The sequence below is a fragment of the Paenibacillus sp. FSL K6-1318 genome (assembly GCF_037976905.1).
GTDB lineage: Bacteria > Bacillota > Bacilli > Paenibacillales > Paenibacillaceae > Paenibacillus > Paenibacillus amylolyticus_A.
Map to the genome: position 1 here is coordinate 6,121,174 of NZ_CP150270.1, position 18,871 is coordinate 6,140,044.

Annotated in this window: 16 protein-coding genes; 7 read left to right on the forward strand and 9 right to left on the reverse strand. The window is 49.3% G+C overall.

What is annotated here, in order from left to right:
- Positions 1 to 63 precede the first annotated feature (63 nt).
- From fni to NYE45_RS27560, 9 genes are all read right to left on the reverse strand, one after another.
- On the reverse strand, positions 64 to 1,131 hold the full coding sequence (gene fni, locus NYE45_RS27520; protein ID WP_340014717.1) for a type 2 isopentenyl-diphosphate Delta-isomerase: 1,068 nt from the start codon (positions 1,129 to 1,131) through the stop codon (positions 64 to 66).
- A gap of 326 nt (positions 1,132 to 1,457) precedes the next feature.
- Entirely contained in the window at positions 1,458 to 2,939 is a 1,482-nt protein-coding gene (gene crtI, locus NYE45_RS27525) for a phytoene desaturase family protein (RefSeq protein ID WP_340014718.1), read from the reverse strand.
- On the reverse strand, positions 2,936 to 4,084 hold the full coding sequence (locus tag NYE45_RS27530; protein ID WP_340014719.1) for a glycosyltransferase family 2 protein: 1,149 nt from the start codon (positions 4,082 to 4,084) through the stop codon (positions 2,936 to 2,938). Before NYE45_RS27530 ends, crtI (NYE45_RS27525) begins: the two co-directional genes overlap by 4 nt.
- A 1-nt stretch (position 4,085) precedes the next feature.
- Entirely contained in the window at positions 4,086 to 4,847 is a 762-nt protein-coding gene (locus NYE45_RS27535; RefSeq protein ID WP_340014720.1) for a lysophospholipid acyltransferase family protein, read from the reverse strand.
- Entirely contained in the window at positions 4,816 to 5,583 is a 768-nt protein-coding gene (locus NYE45_RS27540; protein ID WP_076332536.1) for a carotenoid biosynthesis protein, read from the reverse strand. The genes NYE45_RS27535 and NYE45_RS27540 overlap by 32 nt, the downstream gene beginning before the upstream one ends.
- A complete protein-coding gene (locus NYE45_RS27545) occupies positions 5,583 to 6,455 on the reverse strand; it encodes a phytoene/squalene synthase family protein (protein ID WP_340014721.1) in 873 nt (290 codons plus the stop codon). Before NYE45_RS27545 ends, NYE45_RS27540 begins: the two co-directional genes overlap by 1 nt.
- A complete protein-coding gene (gene crtI / locus NYE45_RS27550; RefSeq protein WP_340014722.1) occupies positions 6,452 to 7,915 on the reverse strand; it encodes a phytoene desaturase family protein in 1,464 nt (487 codons plus the stop codon). The genes NYE45_RS27545 and crtI (NYE45_RS27550) overlap by 4 nt, the downstream gene beginning before the upstream one ends.
- A complete protein-coding gene (gene crtI, locus NYE45_RS27555) occupies positions 7,912 to 9,462 on the reverse strand; it encodes a phytoene desaturase family protein (RefSeq protein WP_340014723.1) in 1,551 nt (516 codons plus the stop codon). Before crtI (NYE45_RS27555) ends, crtI (NYE45_RS27550) begins: the two co-directional genes overlap by 4 nt.
- 265 nt (positions 9,463 to 9,727) lie before the next feature.
- Entirely contained in the window at positions 9,728 to 10,672 is a 945-nt protein-coding gene (locus tag NYE45_RS27560; RefSeq protein WP_340014724.1) for a MerR family transcriptional regulator, read from the reverse strand.
- Positions 10,673 to 11,046: 374 nt separating this feature from the next.
- On the opposite strand from NYE45_RS27560, the gene NYE45_RS27565 reads away from it, so the two are divergent.
- The 7 genes from NYE45_RS27565 (at position 11,047) to NYE45_RS27595 (ending at position 18,700) form a co-directional block, all read left to right on the forward strand.
- Positions 11,047 to 12,417 carry a phospholipase D family protein gene (locus NYE45_RS27565; protein ID WP_340017446.1) on the forward strand — a complete coding sequence of 457 codons (1,371 nt, stop codon included), beginning with the start codon at positions 11,047 to 11,049 and terminating at the stop codon, positions 12,415 to 12,417.
- Between the two features lie 126 nt (positions 12,418 to 12,543).
- A complete protein-coding gene (locus tag NYE45_RS27570) occupies positions 12,544 to 13,167 on the forward strand; it encodes a TetR/AcrR family transcriptional regulator (protein WP_340014725.1) in 624 nt (207 codons plus the stop codon).
- Entirely contained in the window at positions 13,164 to 13,505 is a 342-nt protein-coding gene (locus NYE45_RS27575) for a multidrug efflux SMR transporter (protein ID WP_017691902.1), read from the forward strand. Before NYE45_RS27570 ends, NYE45_RS27575 begins: the two co-directional genes overlap by 4 nt.
- A complete protein-coding gene (locus NYE45_RS27580; protein ID WP_062836933.1) occupies positions 13,505 to 13,819 on the forward strand; it encodes a multidrug efflux SMR transporter in 315 nt (104 codons plus the stop codon). Before NYE45_RS27575 ends, NYE45_RS27580 begins: the two co-directional genes overlap by 1 nt.
- Before the next feature lie 302 nt (positions 13,820 to 14,121).
- Entirely contained in the window at positions 14,122 to 14,253 is a 132-nt protein-coding gene (locus NYE45_RS27585) for a hypothetical protein (protein ID WP_340014726.1), read from the forward strand.
- A 229-nt stretch (positions 14,254 to 14,482) separates the two neighbouring features.
- Positions 14,483 to 15,430: a TetR/AcrR family transcriptional regulator gene (locus tag NYE45_RS27590; protein ID WP_340014727.1), complete on the forward strand. Its 948-nt coding sequence runs from the start codon at positions 14,483 to 14,485 to the stop codon at positions 15,428 to 15,430.
- Positions 15,431 to 15,463: 33 nt separating this feature from the next.
- Complete coding sequence (locus NYE45_RS27595) at positions 15,464 to 18,700, forward strand: efflux RND transporter permease subunit (protein ID WP_340014728.1); 3,237 nt, start codon at positions 15,464 to 15,466, stop codon at positions 18,698 to 18,700.
- The last annotated feature ends 171 nt before the right edge of the window (positions 18,701 to 18,871 follow it).

The window sequence follows — 18,871 nt, forward strand, 5'->3', positions numbered from 1 at the left end:
ATTCTATATCGCAGGTTTGTAGATCAATAGAGTGTCTAACAGGAAGCTTCATCGCATGCAAGCCTAACGCCGTTCCACCAGCCGCTCCGTCTGTTTCAAATCCTCAATCCGCCCTGCGCCAATGCCAAACATCACGGTACGCAGCTCGAATTCGACCTGTTCCAAACGCTCATTCAGCGCATCATCGGAAGCGACTGCAGATTCAAGAAGAGATCGGCCAAAACCAGCGAGATCCGCACCGAGCGCGAGGGCTTTGGCCGCGTCTACGCCCGTGTACAGTCCACCACTACCAATAAGTGCACCCACTGGGTTCAGCGCCCGCACTTCCTGAATACACTCCGCTGTGGGAATGCCCCAGTCGGCAAAAGCTTCAGCAGCAGCCCGGCGTACCGGGTTATTGTTACGGTACTTCTCCACCTGTACCCAGCTTGTACCGCCTGCACCAGCCACATCGATAAACGCCACACCCGCTTCATATAGGCGTTGAGCCGTCACGCCATCGATGCCAAACCCTACTTCTTTTACGCCAACAGGCACGTCTAACTCACGACACAAGTTTTCAATCCGTTGAAATAATCCACTGAAGTTGGTATTACCTTCTGGCTGAAAGACTTCCTGCAAGGTGTTAAGGTGAAGCACAAGCATATCCGCACCCGCAATATCTACCGCGCGTTGGAAATCAGCTGTGGTGAACCCATAGTTCAGCTGCACTGCACCCAGGTTGGCAATGACCGGGATGTCCGGTGCCCAGCGCCGCACATCGAAGGTACTCGCCAGTTCCGGCTGTTCCACGGCAGCCCGGATCGAACCTACGCCGAGCGCCCAACCTCTGGCGTTTGCTACTCGGGCGAGGCGCTCATTGATGGCGCCCGTTGTTTTGCTTCCACCCGTCATCGAACTGATGAGCAAGGGTGTGCGTACTTTTTTGCCAATAAACGAAGTCTCCAGATGCACCTCTTCAAAATCCAGCTCCGGCAGTGGATGATGACGAAAAGCATACCGCTCCATGCCGCTGGTTACCCCTTCTCCTGCCACATTCTCCTCAAGACAGAGGCGCACGTGTTCCAGCTTCCGTTCTCCCGTAGCCACTTCGGGAAGCAGCCGTTCGCCGGCTCGCTCTTGTTCATTCATGATGAGACCTCCTATGTGAGAATCGTGCGGATCGACAGAATAACCTGCCCGTTCCTTGCTTCTATGTATATACGTCTTTTTGCAAAAGACAAAAACATCAATCCTATGAGCATTACAAATTAACTCTATCCAGTATAACGTTCCAATCCACCTATTGAAAGGATGCCCTGCTACCAAATGTCTCACTTGATCCTCAGGGCACCGCTATTTCATGCCTACTCAAAAACTCGGATCTTCCGTCGCACCTTCAAAGCTGGTTAGCACGGACCATGACACGCACATGGAACAACAGAACACATTTCACTCCATCATCCTGCACAACAAACTTATCTCAAGATTTCCGATGCCAACTGCTCACCAACAAGCTGTCCGGACAACGTCACAATCGGGGTTCCTCCGCCAGGATGTGTGGTTCCCCCGACGTACCAGAGTCCTTGGACATCTTTGCTTCGGTTGCCTGGTCGCATAAAGGTCTGCTTCACTGAGTTGGACGAGATGCCGTAGATCGATCCTTGATGCGCCAAAGTATCACGTTCGATATCTCGCGGCGTGTACCGGATCAGCACATCGGATTGGTTCAACCCGGTAATTCCCCTCGCCGCCAATTGTTCTAGCACAAACGCACCGTAACGTTCCATTTGTTCCTCCCAATTCCATGAATCCGACAAATAGGGAGCATTGACCAGAATGAACAGGTTACTTGCTCCCGCCGGGGCCATACCTGCTTCGGAATAACCAGAGTAACAGATGTAGATCGTCGGATCGGCGGGCATTTTACGTTCACGGAAAATATGGTCGAACTCCGGTTCATACCGTTCCGGGAAGAAGACCGTATGGTGCAGCAGTGCATCATATTGTCTTCGCACACCTGCCAGCGTCACAAATCCCGAAATGGATGGTTCATACTTCCGTATGCGGGCATCGCTCATCTCTTTCCGATGTTCCGGTGCAAGCAACAGTCGATTCACGCTAAGCACATCTCCATTGGCAACCACCTGATCGGCTTCCCGGAAGCCTTGATCCGTATCCACGCCAGCCACTTTGCCATTCCGAACAACAATCTGCCGGACCTCTGTGCCGGTAATGATCTGTACACCTTTTTCCCGAGCCAGACGAGTCAGTCCTTCGATCAGTTGATAGGTTCCGCCTTTGACCCCATAGATGCCGACTTCTGCTTCCACATGACCCATCATGGCAAAGATGGAAGGCGATTGATACGGCGATGATCCCACATAGGTTGCGTACCGCCCGAACATAGCCAGCGTATGCGGATGCTGGAAATACGACCGCAGCAGCTTATCCAGCTTCACCGTTGGCCGCACGCGGAGCAGGCTGCGCAGCATCTGAAGATTGTATTTGTCAGAAGGAGACAGTAACAACTTACCCAGAAAATGACGATTGGCTTCCGCATACAGTGCAGCAGACTCATCCATAAACGCATCATAACGAGCCGCATCCTCCGGACTGTACACCGCGATCTGCTCCTTCATCCAACCACGGTTGCCTGACAAATCTACCACTGTGCCATCTGCGAATATATTACGCGTGCGCGGTTCTAACTCATATAGCTGTACGTAGTCTTCCATCGCTACACCAGCGTGATCAAACACTGAACGAAAGGTGGATGGCATCGTGATCGTGCTCGGTCCCCGGTCAAAATGATACCCGTCCCGCTCAATCTGTTGCAGCTTGCCACCTACGTGTTGTTGCCGTTCCAGAATGGTCACCTGCACACCTTGTGAAGCCAGTCGTATCGCACATGACAGACCTCCGAATCCTGTACCGATAATAATGACGTTACCTCTCAACTGTACCGCCTACCTTTCCATACATACCCCTTGCCGGAGCGACCTGCCTGCCAGGAAGCGAGTCCGATGGCAATGACACAGGCCATGCTGACCGGTTGCAGAAGGGCCAGCCACCACGGTTGTCCACCAGCATGATCCGCTACTCTTTTCACAGCCATACCTAATAAAGTTCCTATCAATCCATACAGAATGAACATCGAACTGCCCAGCAGTAGTCCAGTAATCAAGCCCAGCGGAGGCACAATATACATCAGTGTATATATCAACATCGTGCCCAGCAGCAGTACGTCTTTGCGTCCCATACCTTCGTACATGTTTTTCTTGTATCCATTCCATACTTCAGCACCGTTCTGATACATGCGGGTATTCGTTACGTCATGCACGTCGGTCAGCATCACCGGATGACCTGCACGCTTGACCGCTTTGGCAAGACTCATGTCATCCACCAGATGCGCCTGAATGGCAGCATGACCGCCGGATGCTTCGTAACTGGAGCGATGAATCAGCAAAAAAGCCCCCGTAGCGGCCACAAACATCGGACTGGAAGATCTGCGTATCATAAAAATAGGCAGATGACTGATGATGGTGAAGACCATCATCGGTACGACAAGCTTCTCCATCCACGTCTTCGTTACTTGATAAGGAAAACCGGTTACCAGCCCCCCGCTCTGCTCACACCCTGCTGCCAGAGTCTGCCGAATGGCACTTGGCTCGAGACGAACATCCGCATCCACAAACATAAACCATTCTCCCTTAGCCTCCTGAACCAGCCTGTGACACGCATGGGATTTCCCCATCCAGCCCTCGGGAAGATCGACACCATGCAGCAAACGCACACGCGTATCACGATCCGCAATCGCTTGTACCATGGCCGCTGTCTCATCTTCAGAGCGATCATCCAACACCAATACTTCCATCCGGAATCCCGACGTATCGCTCGCGAGCACACTTTCCAGACATCCTTCGATATGTAGTCTTTCATTTCTGGCTGGAATCAGCACCGAGACCAACAGATCTGGCGTTTGTATTCGGTCTGCTCGGAATGAACGTACTTTGGGCAGACAGGAGACGTTCCATAGAGCAAACAGCAACTGTATGCCCAATATGCAAGTAAGCACAATCCAGAAGATTTCAGATGCATTCATGCTAACGGTTCACCCGCTTTCGTGCCGCATCGTATTTTTCACTTGTCGAACGTACATGACGAATCAGCGGAAGCGCATCTGGCAAACTTCCCTGCCCCATCCGTACAAGCGCTGATCTATGATCGTCTAGTTGCTTTTCCAACAAACTGCCGAGTCTGGAGGCAATCTCTTCACTCTTCCATGCCTTCCAGTCTTCTACCACAGGAGAACCCGCCTGCATCGATATTTCCGGTAAATCATGCTGAACCATCCCATGGCACAAGGTTACCGGTACGGCGATGGCATTCGGAGAGCGACGAAGCAACAATCCGATGCCTGGACGGAATTGAATCGGTCTAGCCTCCTGATGCAGAATTTCTCCTTGCGGAAAAATCCAGACCCTTTTGCCTGAATCCAGCAGTTCACTGGTGTACTGTAGAGAGGTCCGAATACCGGACGCACTCTCCTTATTGATCGAATACGCACCCAATTTCCGAAAAAAAGCATATTGCTGAAGCTGCTGCTCCTCCATCATCACATAATGATCTCCTCGCGATGTCTGCCTGGCCGCATGATAGAGCAGCAGACCATCCCACCAGGAGCTGTGGTTCATGAAGTAGATCACCGGGCGATTAGGATCGATCGGGGAGTTGTCCCTGAGATCCACCTGCGGGTCGAGTGACCCCGAGAGAGTGAAGGAGCGGAAACGCCGACGCAGCAGATAATAGTGATTGTATAAGGAAAAAATCTGATTAAACGGTTTTGATTTTACGGCGCGAATCATAGAGCCAGCTCCCTTCGGCAAGAAGCACACCAGCAATCGCGATGATAAAGCTGCCTGTAATCCCTTCCTTTAGAGCAAGTAGGCCGAACAGAAGAATAAACAGCTGATACAACCATTTCGCACGCAGCAATGAGCTACGGTCATTAGGCATGGCCGGAAGGAAGAGGGATAAGAATGCGCCCATGATAAACCAGCTTATGTAATTGGTCCACGGAACACCGTAGAATCCACCTGGAGCTTGCCACTCCCAGAATCCTCTCGCATGTGCAACAGGGTCGAGTACCAGATCGAGTACAATCGCCCAGAACCCGGTCTTCACAGCTCGAAGCAGTTTGCCAGTCCAGGTTGAACCGCCACCACTTAACAGCGCGGAGTTACCCACCACTGCGATCCAGGCGAAACCCAGCGTAACAGGTACACTGAACAGATGAATCCCGAAGAAGTCAGAGTAGGCATACTCACCAAAAGGCCAATGGGTATGAACCCCAACCCACTCCACCCCCATACCTCCTAGCCAGATGATCACAGAGGCTATCCAGAGTCCGGGTTTCAGCCAGATGACTGACTGGTCGGACAGACCTGTCCGATTACGCCCTTGGTAGATCAGATCCAGCACATACAGCGCATAGAAGATTAGAAATAAACCATTCGAAAAGGATAATACGTCAGGCACGCCGATCGTCAGCATCAAGACGGCTCCAATGACATACCACGCCCAGTAAAGCCACTGGACCATCAGGATACCGCCGTTCGGGAAGCTTGATAGGCCAGCATCGGGTAACGTTTCACAATCGCACCCAGCATCTCCAGTTTCAATTCATCGCTCACATATGCCCGTTTGGTATATACGTCATAGTCGTTGCGTTCAACCGCGTGTAGAATGGTGGAGTAAAAGGCTGCTGCCAGCTCAATGGAAAACGCACTTTCCGTTGGGTACGTATCCAGACGATCCATACCAATACGGAACCAGTTCAATGCTGCCGCTTTTAATTCGTGAACAATGGCAATAAAGCGCTCGTCCACGATCCCGTCTTCGAAGTCCTGCTCGGTGTAACCATGCTTCTCCATGATCTCCAGCGGAACATACCGGCGCACTCTGGCCCGATCTTCACCAACATCCCGAATAATATTGACGATCTGCATCCCTTTACCCAAAGCAATCCCGTTCATGGCTACTTCCGCGCCGTTATCATCCCGCAATACAGGCAACAACATCTCGCCTACGGTTCCGGCTACCAGATAACAATAATGCTCCAGTTCCTGCATCGTTGTATAATGCGTTACTTTAAGATCCGTGAGTTGCCCTTCCATCTGACGGAAGAATGGACCCTTATCCAGATGAGGGAAACTGCTGAACAACCATCTCAGTGCTGGCCAGATAAAGTGTCCTTCCGCGTCATCCAACTGATCAAACAAATCATGGATTTCGTGAATCGTATAGGGCGAATGCTCCGGCTCGTCTACACTGTCATCAATCATGCGGCAGAAGGCATAAATGACATATACCGCTTCCCGACGTGGACTAGGCAGCCCTCTAAAGGCCTGATAAAAAGAGGAAGAACCCTTTTGCATCAACTCTTCACACCTGCTCAAAATCGCTTCATTCATGTTCCCATCTCCTTCATGAGTTGATTGACGGCCATACGTGCACTTTGCATCACAATCGGCACTCCGCCTCCAGGATGTACAGATGCTCCTGCTGCATATAATCCCTGTATACTGGGGAATGGTTTGGGTTGTGGTCGGTATACACCGGACTGGAACAATACTGGCGCAATGCCGAAGCTTCCGCCCCCATAGAGCCCGTCTCGCTCTGCGTCAGCGGGTGTACGCACCTTTTTCCACTTGATCGCTGCACGAAGTCCCGGGAATCCCCGTTGCTCCGCTTCTTCCAGTACACGTTCTGCCAATTCTTCGCTCTCCTGATCCCAGTCGACACCTTCGGCATCTGGTACGGGAATGAGGAAATACAATACACTCTGTCCTTGAGGCGCTGCAGTTTCATCCAATGCGACCGGATTAAATACGTAAAATGAGGACTTTGCCGGAATGCGTCGCTGATTGAAGACTTCCTGTAAACTACCTTCTAGACTCGGTGGCAGGAAGAACTGGTGTGTCGTAGCATCTTCCCAGGTTTTGTCCACGCCCACATAGAGCAATACACAACCGGAAGAGGGACGATACGGCTTTCTTTTTCGCACCACCTCTGGGGATTGACCCAGCAAACCCGAAAGATGGGGGAAATCGCCATTGTAGATAACTGCATCCACATTTTCTGCGCCTGCTGCTGTTTCTATACCTTCACACACACCATTTTTAATGGTGAGCCCGGTCACCTCCGTATTTAGCACGACACGTCCACCACGCGATATCAGTTCCTGTTCCAGAATGGCCGGCAATGCTGCATATCCGCCTTTGACCATCCAGATGCCATATTCATGCTCGGCGTAAGGCAAAAGAGAATAGATGCCTGGCGTCCCAAACGGTGATCCACCGATGTATAGACTTTGCAGAGAGTACGCATCAAGTAATTCCTCGTGCTGAAAATAATCGCCTACCGCTTTCCGAACACTTTTGTGGGCACGCAATCTGCCCATGAGTGACATGAGAGAAGGTGTGAAGAAATCCCTTTTGCGTGGAAAAGCCCTTTCCAGAAACGCGGCCCTTCCTGCCGGAAACAACGTGTCCATATCTTTCATGAACCGTGCGAATCCCCGGCTCTCTCCCGGGAACAAACGTTCAATCTCCGCCGTCTGCTCCTCACGTGACGTCATCTTGGTCATGACACGACCACTATGGTAATGCACTCTATATAGCGGATCACAGCGAAGCAGCTCAATCTTCGAACGATCTACGCCTGCCTCCTCCAAGATACCAAGTAACATCTCAGGCAGAAGCACAATGGTCGGACCCTGATCGATCCTGTACTCCCCTTCCTGCTCATATCCAATGCGTCCGCCAACGCGGGAACCCCGTTCATACACGGTGACATCCCACCCTTGACGGTTCAACAACAGTGCCGAAGTGAGACCCCCAATCCCTGCGCCTACAATAGCGGCCCGCTTCATGAATGCCCTCCGGCTTCCGCCGTCTTCACATAAGAGGATGGTTTAGAGCGTCTGCGCGCGTCCTCTTCCTGGATCAATCTGACACTGATCCGTGCCGATTCGAAGATCGTTGGCAACCCGCTGCCCGGATGTGTCCCTCCGCCTACCAGCCATACACTTTTCAACTCTTCAAACTGGTTATGGGGACGCAGATACATCATCTGACCCAGATTATGGGCCATATTGAACGTTGCTCCGCGGTACACATCCAGTTCATTTTCCCAATCGAGTGGAGTGAACAACATGCATTCTTCAATGCGGCTGCGAATGTCGGCCAGCTCAGGAATGCCTTCCATACGTTTCATCATTGCCTCCTGCACATTCTCCCTTTCCGCATCCCAATCGATGTCTGCGGTAAGGTTAGGCGTAGGCATAAGAACATATAAAGCAGATTTTCCTTCCGGTGCCAGCGTCGAATCGAGTCTGGAAGGGTTATGAATATATAGAGATGGATCGGCAGACAGCATTTTATGCTTCGTAATCTCATCGACGTTCAACCGGTAGTCCTCGGGAAAATAGACCGAGTGATGCGGCAGGTCCACTTCACCATCCACACCCAGATATAGCATTGCTGTCGAGCAGGAGTACTTTTTGCGTTTCATTTTCTCCGGGGTATATTTCTTAAGCACACCCGGTTCGAACAGATGGTTCACCGCATGTGCGAAGTCGGCGTTCACAACCACATGATCCGCATCGATGCGTTCACCGTTCTCAAGCAGCACGCCTTCTGCACGACCATTGCGAACGATGACCTGTTTCACCGGAGTGGAAGTATGTATGCGTCCTCCGTTTTCTTCCACGACATCAGCCATGGCTTGGAAGATCCGATTCACACCGCCAATGGGGTGGAACAAGCCGTAGTGATGTTCAATGAACGATAGTATGGTAAATGTGCCCGGACAATCCCAGGCAGACATGCCAAGATATTTGGATTGGAATGTAAAGGCCCAGCGCAGACGCTCGTCTGTAAAATAGCGGGACAAGATCCCATAGACCGTATTGTGGACATCAAGCTTGGGTAGAGCTGTTACCGCGTCTTTGCGTAAATAGTCAGTCAGCTTGCCAAAAGGACGACGGAGCAAAGGCATAACTTTGCCAAATTTCACTTCTTCTTCTTGCATGAACCGAAGGTAATTGTCTTCATTGCCCGGAAACAATTCCTTAATCTGTGCAGCTGTATCTTCCCGATTACGAGAAGGCTTGAACACCTTGTCACCAAAGTTCAGTGCGTACAGCGGGGTTAGCTCTTTCATATCCACATAATCGGATAATTTCCGTCCCACCACATCGAACATCTCTTCGATCAGCTGTGGCATCATCAAAAACGTTGCACCCCGGTCGAATCGATATTCGCCCAGTTCCAGTCTGGCAGAACGTCCCCCGATGACTGGCTGTTTCTCATACACATCTACTTCGTATCCCTGACCGGACAGTAGCATCGCTGCTGCAAGTCCACCTGGACCTGCGCCAATGACAGCTGCACGTTTGCGTTGTTGATTCGGTATCATGCCACTCACCTTTCTATGTAGGGAATTCCTATAGTTCTCTAGCCCCTAACCTATTATTAAACCGCCCAAGAACACTTTAAGCGGGTAACTAGCAAAAACATTATACAAATATAATACAAATATTATACGAGCTTGTAAACCAAAAAATGACCCGTCGGTCAAAATACTCTACTAATCCATTAAAAACACAAAAAACACCCTTTGATCACTTTCGTCAAAGGATGTCCTTTATACACTAACCTATTCATATCATTTGAGATTATGTTTAATTATTGGCCTGTCCGAACCGTGCACCAGGGGGTCGCTCTGCAAGATATTCCCGTTCCATCCACGACTGCCAGTCGGCAGAACTCTCCGGCATAATCCATTGCGGATAACGCGCATGCTCTGCACGCTCGTAGCCTTTACCTCCAAGTACAAAGCGAATATGCGGGAACTCGTTCTTAATACGCTCCACGAGCTGATCACATTTTTCAAGAAGCCCTGGACTTGTAATCGACAGGCAGACCAACTTGATCTTTTGCTCCCGGATAATCGGGAAAATGCCTTCTTCTGGCGTGTTGGCACCGAGATACAGTACTTCCGCTCCATTTTTGCGCATAAAGAGAGAGAACAGCAGCAACCCGACCTGATGATGCTCCCCTTCCGGACACAACGCCAGAACTTTGGGCAGATGCGGATAGATCGGGAACAGATGGAAAAACTGATAAAAGCGCTGTGATATCAGCTGTGTCATGAAGTGTTCCTGCGCCACCGAAGCCCTGCCTTGCTCCCATGCATCTCCAACACGAACCAGAATGGGTACCAGCACATGATAGAACATTGAGTCGTACCCGTACATGGTAAAACCAAAATCGATCAGACCATTGGCACGTTCACCCTGAAAGTTGTAGAGCGAGTCATAGATCTGATCTGCCATGCGTGCATAGGCTTCTTCCATCGTAGGCACTGGAGCCATGATCGGCGTGGGCACAGCCTCGGGCGGATTTAATTTGTTTACTTTCAACATCCGTACCGCTTCCGAGATATTGGTCTGATGCAGCTCTACCTGCTCTTTCAACCAGCGCAGATCCGCAACATTCTCTTCGGTGTACATTCGATAACCCGATTCCGTCCGCTCAGGGGTGACCGCACTATACCGATTCTCCCAAGCCCGTAGCGTTACCGTCGGGATACCGAGCATGGCAGCGACTTGTTTGATGGAATACACTTTATTACCCACTTTCTTTCCTATATGTGTCCATAATACACAGGTTATATCATTGGTTCCCCGTCCTTGTCAGGCATATGAAAACCCCAACATTCTACAAAAATAATACACTCATTATACACAACGGTCACAGACCTGTCGATTGCATCCTGCCAATTTTGTGATCTGCATTTTACGGATATATTTGCTCTCCTTCCGGTCTATACTGCGTCAACGTTAACATCCGTGTGGTAATAGAAGTCAGCAAGCACAGAAGGGGGAGTCCACCGTTGGTCTCATTACGCCGCCATACATCAGACCGCAAGTCTTCACGCGGCAAATTTCCATACATACGAACAGGTCTCGTCCTATTGGCACTATGGCTCATCGCCGTCATGCTCTATCAGACCTACAAACCATTACCAGCAGGCATTTCCTATGAAAGTCCAGAGTACCGTGTGGATCAAGTCGAGTTCCTGCATGATCTCACTTATCCTTCCTCTGACGGACAGATGCAGCACGAACAACAGATATTCCAGCGCATGATGCAGGTTGTCGAGGAAGCAGAGCAGTTTGTTCTGGTGGATATGTTCTTGTTCAATAATTATCAACATAAGGGACAGAACTTCCCACCTGTCAGTTCCGAATTTACCGAAGCGCTGGTCGCCAAAAAAAATCAGCACCCGGACATGGACATTTGGTTCATTACAGATGAAGTAAATACCAACTATAACTCAGCACCCAATCCGTTGCTGGAACAAATGACACAAGCAGGCATTCACGTGGTCATCACCGATGTGGACCCTCTGCGTGATTCAACACCAGTATACTCCGCGGTCTGGCGGACCTTCTTCCAATGGTTTGGCCAATCCGGGGATGGCTGGATCAAAAACCTGATGGCCACGGATGGTCCGGATGTCACTGTGCGTTCCTATCTGAAGCTGCTCAATGTGAAGGCCAATCATCGCAAAGTTGTCGTTAGTGAGAAGACGGCGATTGTCTCTTCTGGCAATATCCATGATGCGAGTACCTACCACTCGAACATTGCCTTTGAAGTAACAGGTCCAATCATTGGGGATATCCTTCAGTCAGAGCAAGCTGTACTTGATATCTCAGGCGGAGGCCAGGTTCCGACATACACTGCCCCTTCCACGGATTCCAACACGGGAGACTTACGCATTCGGTATTTAACTGAAGGCAAAGTGAATGACGCCGTACTTCATGAGATCAACCAAGCAGACAAAGGTGACACCTTATGGATGGGCATGTTCTATGTGGCCTCTCCGAAAGTGTTGGAAGCCCTGCTGGAAGCCTCAAAACGAGGAACCGAGATCCGACTTGTACTTGATCCGAATGAAAATGCCTTTGGTCAGGAAAAGATCGGCATTCCGAACCGTCCTGTCGCCGCCGAATTGCATGATAAATCCGACGGTAAAATTCAGATCCGCTGGTATAACACCACCAAGGAACAGTATCATACCAAGATGATTTATATTGCCAAAGCAACCGGGGATCATATTGTCCTTGGCGGTTCAACCAACTTCACACCCCGAAACATGAATGACTACAATCTGGAGAATGATCTATGGGTTGCTGCCCCTCCAGACAATAAGTTCACGCTTGATATCGCGAATTATTTTGAACGGATTTGGAATAATAATGATGCCGAGTTCACGTTAGACCTGGATGAGTTTCAGGAGAAGACCACGTTTTTGAAAGGTGTCCTATATAAGCTGCAACTGATTCTGGGTCTTACGACCTTTTGATCAGAAACCACATTCATACCTGTTATATCCGCCTGTACTCTACTGTGCAGGCGGATATTTTCATCTTGACAGGCGATGTGAAGTGTGAAAATATAATTACCTAACGACCGTTAGGAAGGTGATCTGATGACTGCACAATCCATTCGGGATGCAGCCCTGTTCCATTTTGCGAGAGATGGCTATGAGGGGGCTTCTCTGAGAGCTATTGCTGATGAAGTCGGGATTAAAAAACCGTCCATATATGCACATTTTAGCTGCAAGGATGACTTGTTTTTACACACACTGGCCTTTGCATTTCAAGAAGTGCAGCGGCACACACTGGAGTATTTCCGTGATCATGCGGACATGCCATTGGAGCACAGGCTGAAGGGTTTGCTGGTCTGGTTTGAACAAGAGTACAATGCACACGCCTCTGCTCGCTTGATGCTACGCAATTGTTTCTACCCACCACTTTCCCTGTATAGCGAAGTGATGGATCTGGTATATCCGTTTATCGACGGAATGGAACGCGCGCTAACTCGTCTGCTGCAACGGGCAATGCGTAATGGAGATATTCCGGCCATTCCCGCGGAACAGGCTGCCATTGCCTTCATGACGTTTCTCGACGGTATTACCGTGGAGATTATCTACGGAAGTTCACGTCGGTACAAGAGACGGTTGGAAGCATCCTGGCCTGTATTTTGGCATGGCATTCATCATTTGAACGAAGAGGCACAAAGCGTTGTGCCGGAAGGAGATTCAACAACATGAACCGCAACTGGTTATATGTATTTATCGGTGGAATTATTGAGATTGTCTGGGTAAGCGGGCTGAAACATGCCTCGAATGCCTGGGAGTGGACTTTGACGGGGATTGCCATCGTGATCAGCTTTGGACTGATCATTGCCGCTTCCAAAAGACTGCCTGTGGGTACGGTGTATGCCGTCTTTACGGGAATTGGTACGGCGGGTACCGTCCTTACGGAAATGGTACTGTTCGGTGAGCCGTTCCGCTTGGCCAAAGTATTGCTCATCGGGCTGCTGCTCTGCGGCGTAATCGGATTGAAGCTGGTTACGGATCAGCAAGAAGCCAAAGGAGGTGCAGTATAATGGCTTGGATGGCAATTGTAGGTGCAGGGATATGTGAAATTTTCGGCGTAATCGGTATTAATGGTGCTTCTACTCGCAAAGGATGGCCTTATATTGTACTGATGCTAGTGTCGTTTGTGTTCAGCTTCTCGCTGTTGTCCTACGCCATGACGTCCATTCCGATGGGCACAGCGTATGCGGTGTGGACAGGAATCGGGACAGTCGGTAGTACGTTAACAGGCATGTTCCTGTTCGGTGAACGGAAAGAAGCGAAGCGTATCCTGTTTATCGCGATGATTTTGGTTGCAGCCGTTGGGCTGAAGCTCATCACGTAACGGAACAACTGAATTACACGCTTATATCTCCGATTGCAGTACCACTTTCCGATCGCTGTTATCCCCAGATTTCTTTGATTCCCTTTAAAGAGGGATAAATCTGGGGATAAAGGCGAACACTTCGTTTCTTCAAGTCGGTTCTGCAATCTCCGTTATCGTGTAATTCTTAGCTTCCATTATGATATCTATTAAATCTTGTAATATAAATTAGACGACTTCGATCAGGAAGTCGTCTTTTTTGGGGAATGATATAAATAGGGAACCTCTTTATACTTTGCTACGTAAGAAAGGATGTCATAATCATGAGAAAGTTATTGGCGCGCATAGGTTCTTATACAGGGTATACCCTTATGATCGTCATGGCCATCTTCTATCTCATCGCTCTAGTCGCCATCATTATACTCGCCTTGTACGCCTTCACTGGAGGAGACTAACTTATCCGTTCTTGTGACCACTATTGTACATACAGACTGCAACTTCTTACTTGCTATGCTACTTCCTTGATTCACCCTCATGTCACCATACAGATATCCCTTCTTAACATACTCTCATTTTCCAATTTACTCCCATTTGAATTCCTTCAACCAGATCGTTTATACTTGGTTTGACCTTAAAGTCAATTCAAGAACTCACAAGTTCCCTGATGAGGTGAATGTATCGTTAATGAACCCTATACATGAGATGAATGAGAAGAAAAAGCTCATCATTACTACAGCACTCAAGCTATTCTCATCCAAAGGCAGTGCTGCAACATCCATGCAAGAGATTGCAGAATTATGCGGGATGTCCAAAGGCAGCCTCTACATCATGTTCAAATCCAAAGAGGAATTAGAAGCCAGTACTCTGGAGTATTGCATGTACACGCTAATGGACGAGATGACACAGATTGAGCATGAAACCAGTCTTACCTCGCGAGAACGTCTGCAAAAGCAGATTGAGACACTGCTCATCCATGTATCCGAGCTCAAGGAATTTTTGCGAGTACAGATGCGCAGCATGATGATGGATGATGAACAGCAACGCAAGGAACAATGCCATCCGCTGCAAAGAGATCTGGAGGTCCGTACCTTACATTGGTTTAAGGATAAGCTGGAGGAGCAGTACGGAGCGGAGATTGAACCTTATACGATTGACCTTATTTTGCTGACACAGGGACTGTTCCTCTCCTACGTCAAGATCTGGTTTACGGAGATGCCTTCCCTTACTGTTACCAAAATGGCAACAAATTTACTGCAAATGATGGACTATGCAGCACACGGATTCCTTAAGCAGCGACCTTTGCCTTTAATTCCTTTGGAGGACTGGCCTGCCTGGATTACCGAACCCCATCCGGATTCCACGGTGATGCGGCATCCTATTCATATTATCAAGCAAATGCAGGATATCGCTGCCTCCGAATTGCCTGCTGGACAACCAAAGAATGATGCACTTGAGACTATTGCCATTCTCAGGCAGGAGATGATGGAATTCACGCCGCGGCGTGCCATTATTCTGGGCATGATGCACAATCTGGAGAACGTAACTGCCATTCAACCTTTGCACTCCGAGCTTCAGCATATTCTGGATGCCATGTATAGCCGGTTCATCCAAGCTGACTCGTCACACACATAAACAGGAGAAACAGAGAGGAGAAGAAACCAACGTATGAAAGGTATTATTAATTTTTCACTGAACAACAAGTTTGCGATCTGGATTCTGACGATTATCATCTCTTTCGCAGGTTTGTACAGCGGATTGACGATGAAACAAGAGACCATCCCGAACATCAACGTACCGTTTCTGAATGTCACTGCCATTGATCCGGGGGCTGCACCGGAGGGAATTGTTGAAGATGTCACGAAGCCGCTGGAAGTAAAACTACGTAATGTAGATGGCGTGAAGACAGTTACCTCCACTTCCATGGAGAACGCAGCATCGATCACACTCGAATTTGATTATGGAACAGATCTGACCAACGCGACAGCAACTGTTCGTGAGGCACTGAATGAAGTTCAATTGCCTGACAGCGTACAGAAGCCGACCATTTCCAAGTTCAGCATTAACTCTTTCCCGGTTGTATCTCTGAGCTTGTCCGACAAGGACGGCGGTGACCTGGAACAATTGACACGACTGGTTGAATCGGATATTCAGCCTGCACTCGAAGATATTGACGGTGTAGCTCAGGTTCAGGTGTCCGGTCAATATGTGAAAGAAGTTCAATTGAAGTTTGACCAAGCTAAAATGGCCGAGCTGGGCCTAACTGAAGATACGGTAAACGGCATCGTTCAAGGTTCGTCCATTCGTGTGCCCCTTGGACTGTTTGAACTGGATAAATCCCAGAAGGCCGTTGTAGTAGATGGAAACATCATCGACATCGATGATCTGAAAAACCTTGCCATTCCAGTCGTACCCGGCGGTGCCGGAGCTTCCGCAGGCAATGGTGCAAGCGCAGCCCCACAAGGCTCTGGAGCACCAGCTGGTGAAGCTGGTCAAGGTACCACTCCTGGCTCGGCACAAGGAACAGACCAGGCTGCAGGTCAAGCTGCCGGCGGTAATGCCAGTGTAGGTAGTCCTTCAGGCGCTGCCAACGCGCCGGGCATTCCAACTGTAAAACTAAGTGAAATTGCCAAAATCGAAGTCATCGGTCAAGCGGAATCCATTTCCCGGACAGACGGCAAGGAATCGATCGGTATTTCCGTTGTAAAATCCAACGATGCCAACACGGTTGATGTCGTTAACGCAGTCAAAGATAAAGCGGAAGAATTGCAGACGCAGTTCAAAAACGCAGATTTGACTGTACTGCTTGACCAAGGTAAGCCGATTCAGGACTCGGTGAACACGATGCTGGGCAAAGCCGTATTTGGCGCCTTGTTTGCCATCCTGATCATCCTGCTGTTCCTGCGTAATATTCGTTCAACCATTATCTCCATTATCTCGATCCCGCTCTCCTTGCTGATGGCATTGACTGCGCTCAATATGATGGATATTACCTTGAACATGATGACGCTGGGTGCCATGACGGTTGCCATCGGACGGGTTGTCGATGACTCCATCGTTGTTATTGAGAACATCTACCGCAGATTAACACTCAAAGGTGAGAAACTGAAAGGCCGTGAACTGGTTCGTGAAGCAACGCGCGAGATGTTTGTGCCAATCCTTTCTTCCACCATCGTAACGATTGCGGTATTCCTGCCACTGGCATTGGTAAGCGGTATGGTGGGCGAGTTGTTCCTGCCATTTGCACTGACCATGGTATTCGCCTTGCTGGCATCCCTGATCGTTGCCATTACTATCGTGCCAATGCTTGCGCATACCCTGTTCCGTAAAGGGTTGAAGAACAAGCAAAATCACGAAGAAAAACCAGGCAAGATGGCGGAAGGTTACAAACGCCTGCTGAACTGGACCCTTTCACACAAACTCATCACAGTCAGTATTGCAGTGATCTTGCTGGTCGGCAGTTTGTTCCTGTACCCGTTCATCGGTGCAAGCTTCTTGCCAGAACAACAGGATAAATACGTGACTATTACGTACAGCCCACAAACCGGAGCTTTGCGTGAAGATGTCGAAAAAGAAGCACTCGTTGCCGAGAAGTGGTTGTTGGAACAACCAGGTCTGGAGAAAATGCAATATTCCATCGGCGGCACGAACCCACTGAGCAGTATGGGTGGCGGTGGCGGAAACTCGGCTCTCTTCTATATTGAATATAACGAAGATACGAAAGACTTTACCAAAGTGAAGGAACAGCTTGTCGAAGGTCTGAAGAAAGAAGTTACCGTAGGAACCTGGAATGAGCTCGACATGTCCGGCGGTCTGGGTGGCAGTGGCCTGAGCCTATCCATCTATGGCGATAATGTAGAGCAACTCAAACCTGTATCGGACGAAATTCTGAAACTGGTTGAAGCGGATACGGATAATTTTGAAAAAGCAGACACCACACTCGCTGACACCTACGGGCAGTATACGCTCGTGGCAGATCAGGAGAAATTGAGTTCCCTAGGCCTGACTGCTGGTCAGCTGGCTATGGCGCTGAGCCCGGCACGTGAACGTCCTGTGCTCACAGAAGTCGATATTGATAACAAAACGTATAAAGTATATGTAGAAACAGACAACAAAACATTCAGCAGTATTGATGAAATTGAGGATGAAACCGTCACTTCACCGCTTGGCATCGAAGTACCAATCAAAGATGTTGCCAAAGTGGAAGAAGGTACGTCCCCGAACTCCATCATGCAAATTGATGGTAAGGTTGTTGTACAAGTTACAGCCAACATCTTGGCTTCGGATGTAACGAAAGCTTCGAGTAGCTTACAGGCTGAGATCGACAAACTGGATCTGCCTGATGGCGTTGAAGTGAAGTTCGGCGGTACAACCGAACAGATTAATGATACGTTTACTCAACTGGGTCTTGCCATGCTGGCAGCCATCGCCATTGTATACTTCGTGCTCGTTGTTACATTCGGCGGCGGATTAGCACCATTCGCAATCCTGTTCTCCCTGCCATTTACGGTTATCGGTATTATGGTAGGTCTGTTCATCGCTGGTGGTACGCTTGACGTCTCCGCCATGATGGGTGGACTGATGCTCATCGGAATCGTGGTCACCAACGCTATCGTATTGATCGACCGTGTTATTCACAAGGAAAAAGAGGGTATGCCTACCCGTGAAGCCTTGCTGGAAGCCGGTGCAACACGTCTGCGTCCAATTCTGATGACCGCTCTCGCGACCATCGGTGCCCTGTTGCCATTGGTAACGGGTCTCGAAGAGAGTGCCGGTATCATCTCCAAAGGACTCGGAATCACTGTAATCGGCGGTCTGATCAGCTCCACGCTGCTCACACTGGTTATCGTACCGATTGTATATGAGTTCCTGATGAAATTTAAAAAGAAAAGAATCGAAGATTAAGAAGTAGAGCGTCGTTCTCATCTAACGATTCAAGAACAACTTAATACAGACTGTACGCTCTAACCTCTCGTCCCTTAGCGCATATTGGAATGATTGAATTCCTATGTGATGCTAAGGGGCTTTTTTTTATGTAAGCATTTTGCATAAATCCCCTGAGCAATTGGAATCGAA

Excerpts from the sequence above, each read along its gene's own strand:
- NYE45_RS27565 (WP_340017446.1), top strand. The coding sequence starts at position 11,047 with ATGCTCTATCAGACCTACAAACCATTACCAGCAGGCATTTCCTATGAA.
- NYE45_RS27545 (WP_340014721.1), bottom strand. The coding sequence starts at position 6,455 with ATGAATGAAGCGATTTTGAGCAGGTGTGAAGAGTTGATGCAAAAGGGT.
- fni (WP_340014717.1), bottom strand. The coding sequence starts at position 1,131 with ATGAATGAACAAGAGCGAGCCGGCGAACGGCTGCTTCCCGAAGTGGCT.
- NYE45_RS27595 (WP_340014728.1), top strand. The coding sequence starts at position 15,464 with ATGAAAGGTATTATTAATTTTTCACTGAACAACAAGTTTGCGATCTGG.
- NYE45_RS27530 (WP_340014719.1), bottom strand. The coding sequence starts at position 4,084 with ATGAATGCATCTGAAATCTTCTGGATTGTGCTTACTTGCATATTGGGC.
- NYE45_RS27535 (WP_340014720.1), bottom strand. The coding sequence starts at position 4,847 with ATGATTCGCGCCGTAAAATCAAAACCGTTTAATCAGATTTTTTCCTTA.
- crtI (WP_340014722.1), bottom strand. The coding sequence starts at position 7,915 with ATGAAGCGGGCCGCTATTGTAGGCGCAGGGATTGGGGGTCTCACTTCG.
- crtI (WP_340014723.1), bottom strand. The coding sequence starts at position 9,462 with ATGATACCGAATCAACAACGCAAACGTGCAGCTGTCATTGGCGCAGGT.
- NYE45_RS27580 (WP_062836933.1), top strand. The coding sequence starts at position 13,505 with ATGGCTTGGATGGCAATTGTAGGTGCAGGGATATGTGAAATTTTCGGC.
- NYE45_RS27590 (WP_340014727.1), top strand. The coding sequence starts at position 14,483 with ATGAACCCTATACATGAGATGAATGAGAAGAAAAAGCTCATCATTACT.
- NYE45_RS27585 (WP_340014726.1), top strand. The coding sequence starts at position 14,122 with ATGAGAAAGTTATTGGCGCGCATAGGTTCTTATACAGGGTATACCCTT.
- NYE45_RS27570 (WP_340014725.1), top strand. The coding sequence starts at position 12,544 with ATGACTGCACAATCCATTCGGGATGCAGCCCTGTTCCATTTTGCGAGA.
- NYE45_RS27540 (WP_076332536.1), bottom strand. The coding sequence starts at position 5,583 with ATGGTCCAGTGGCTTTACTGGGCGTGGTATGTCATTGGAGCCGTCTTG.
- NYE45_RS27575 (WP_017691902.1), top strand. The coding sequence starts at position 13,164 with ATGAACCGCAACTGGTTATATGTATTTATCGGTGGAATTATTGAGATT.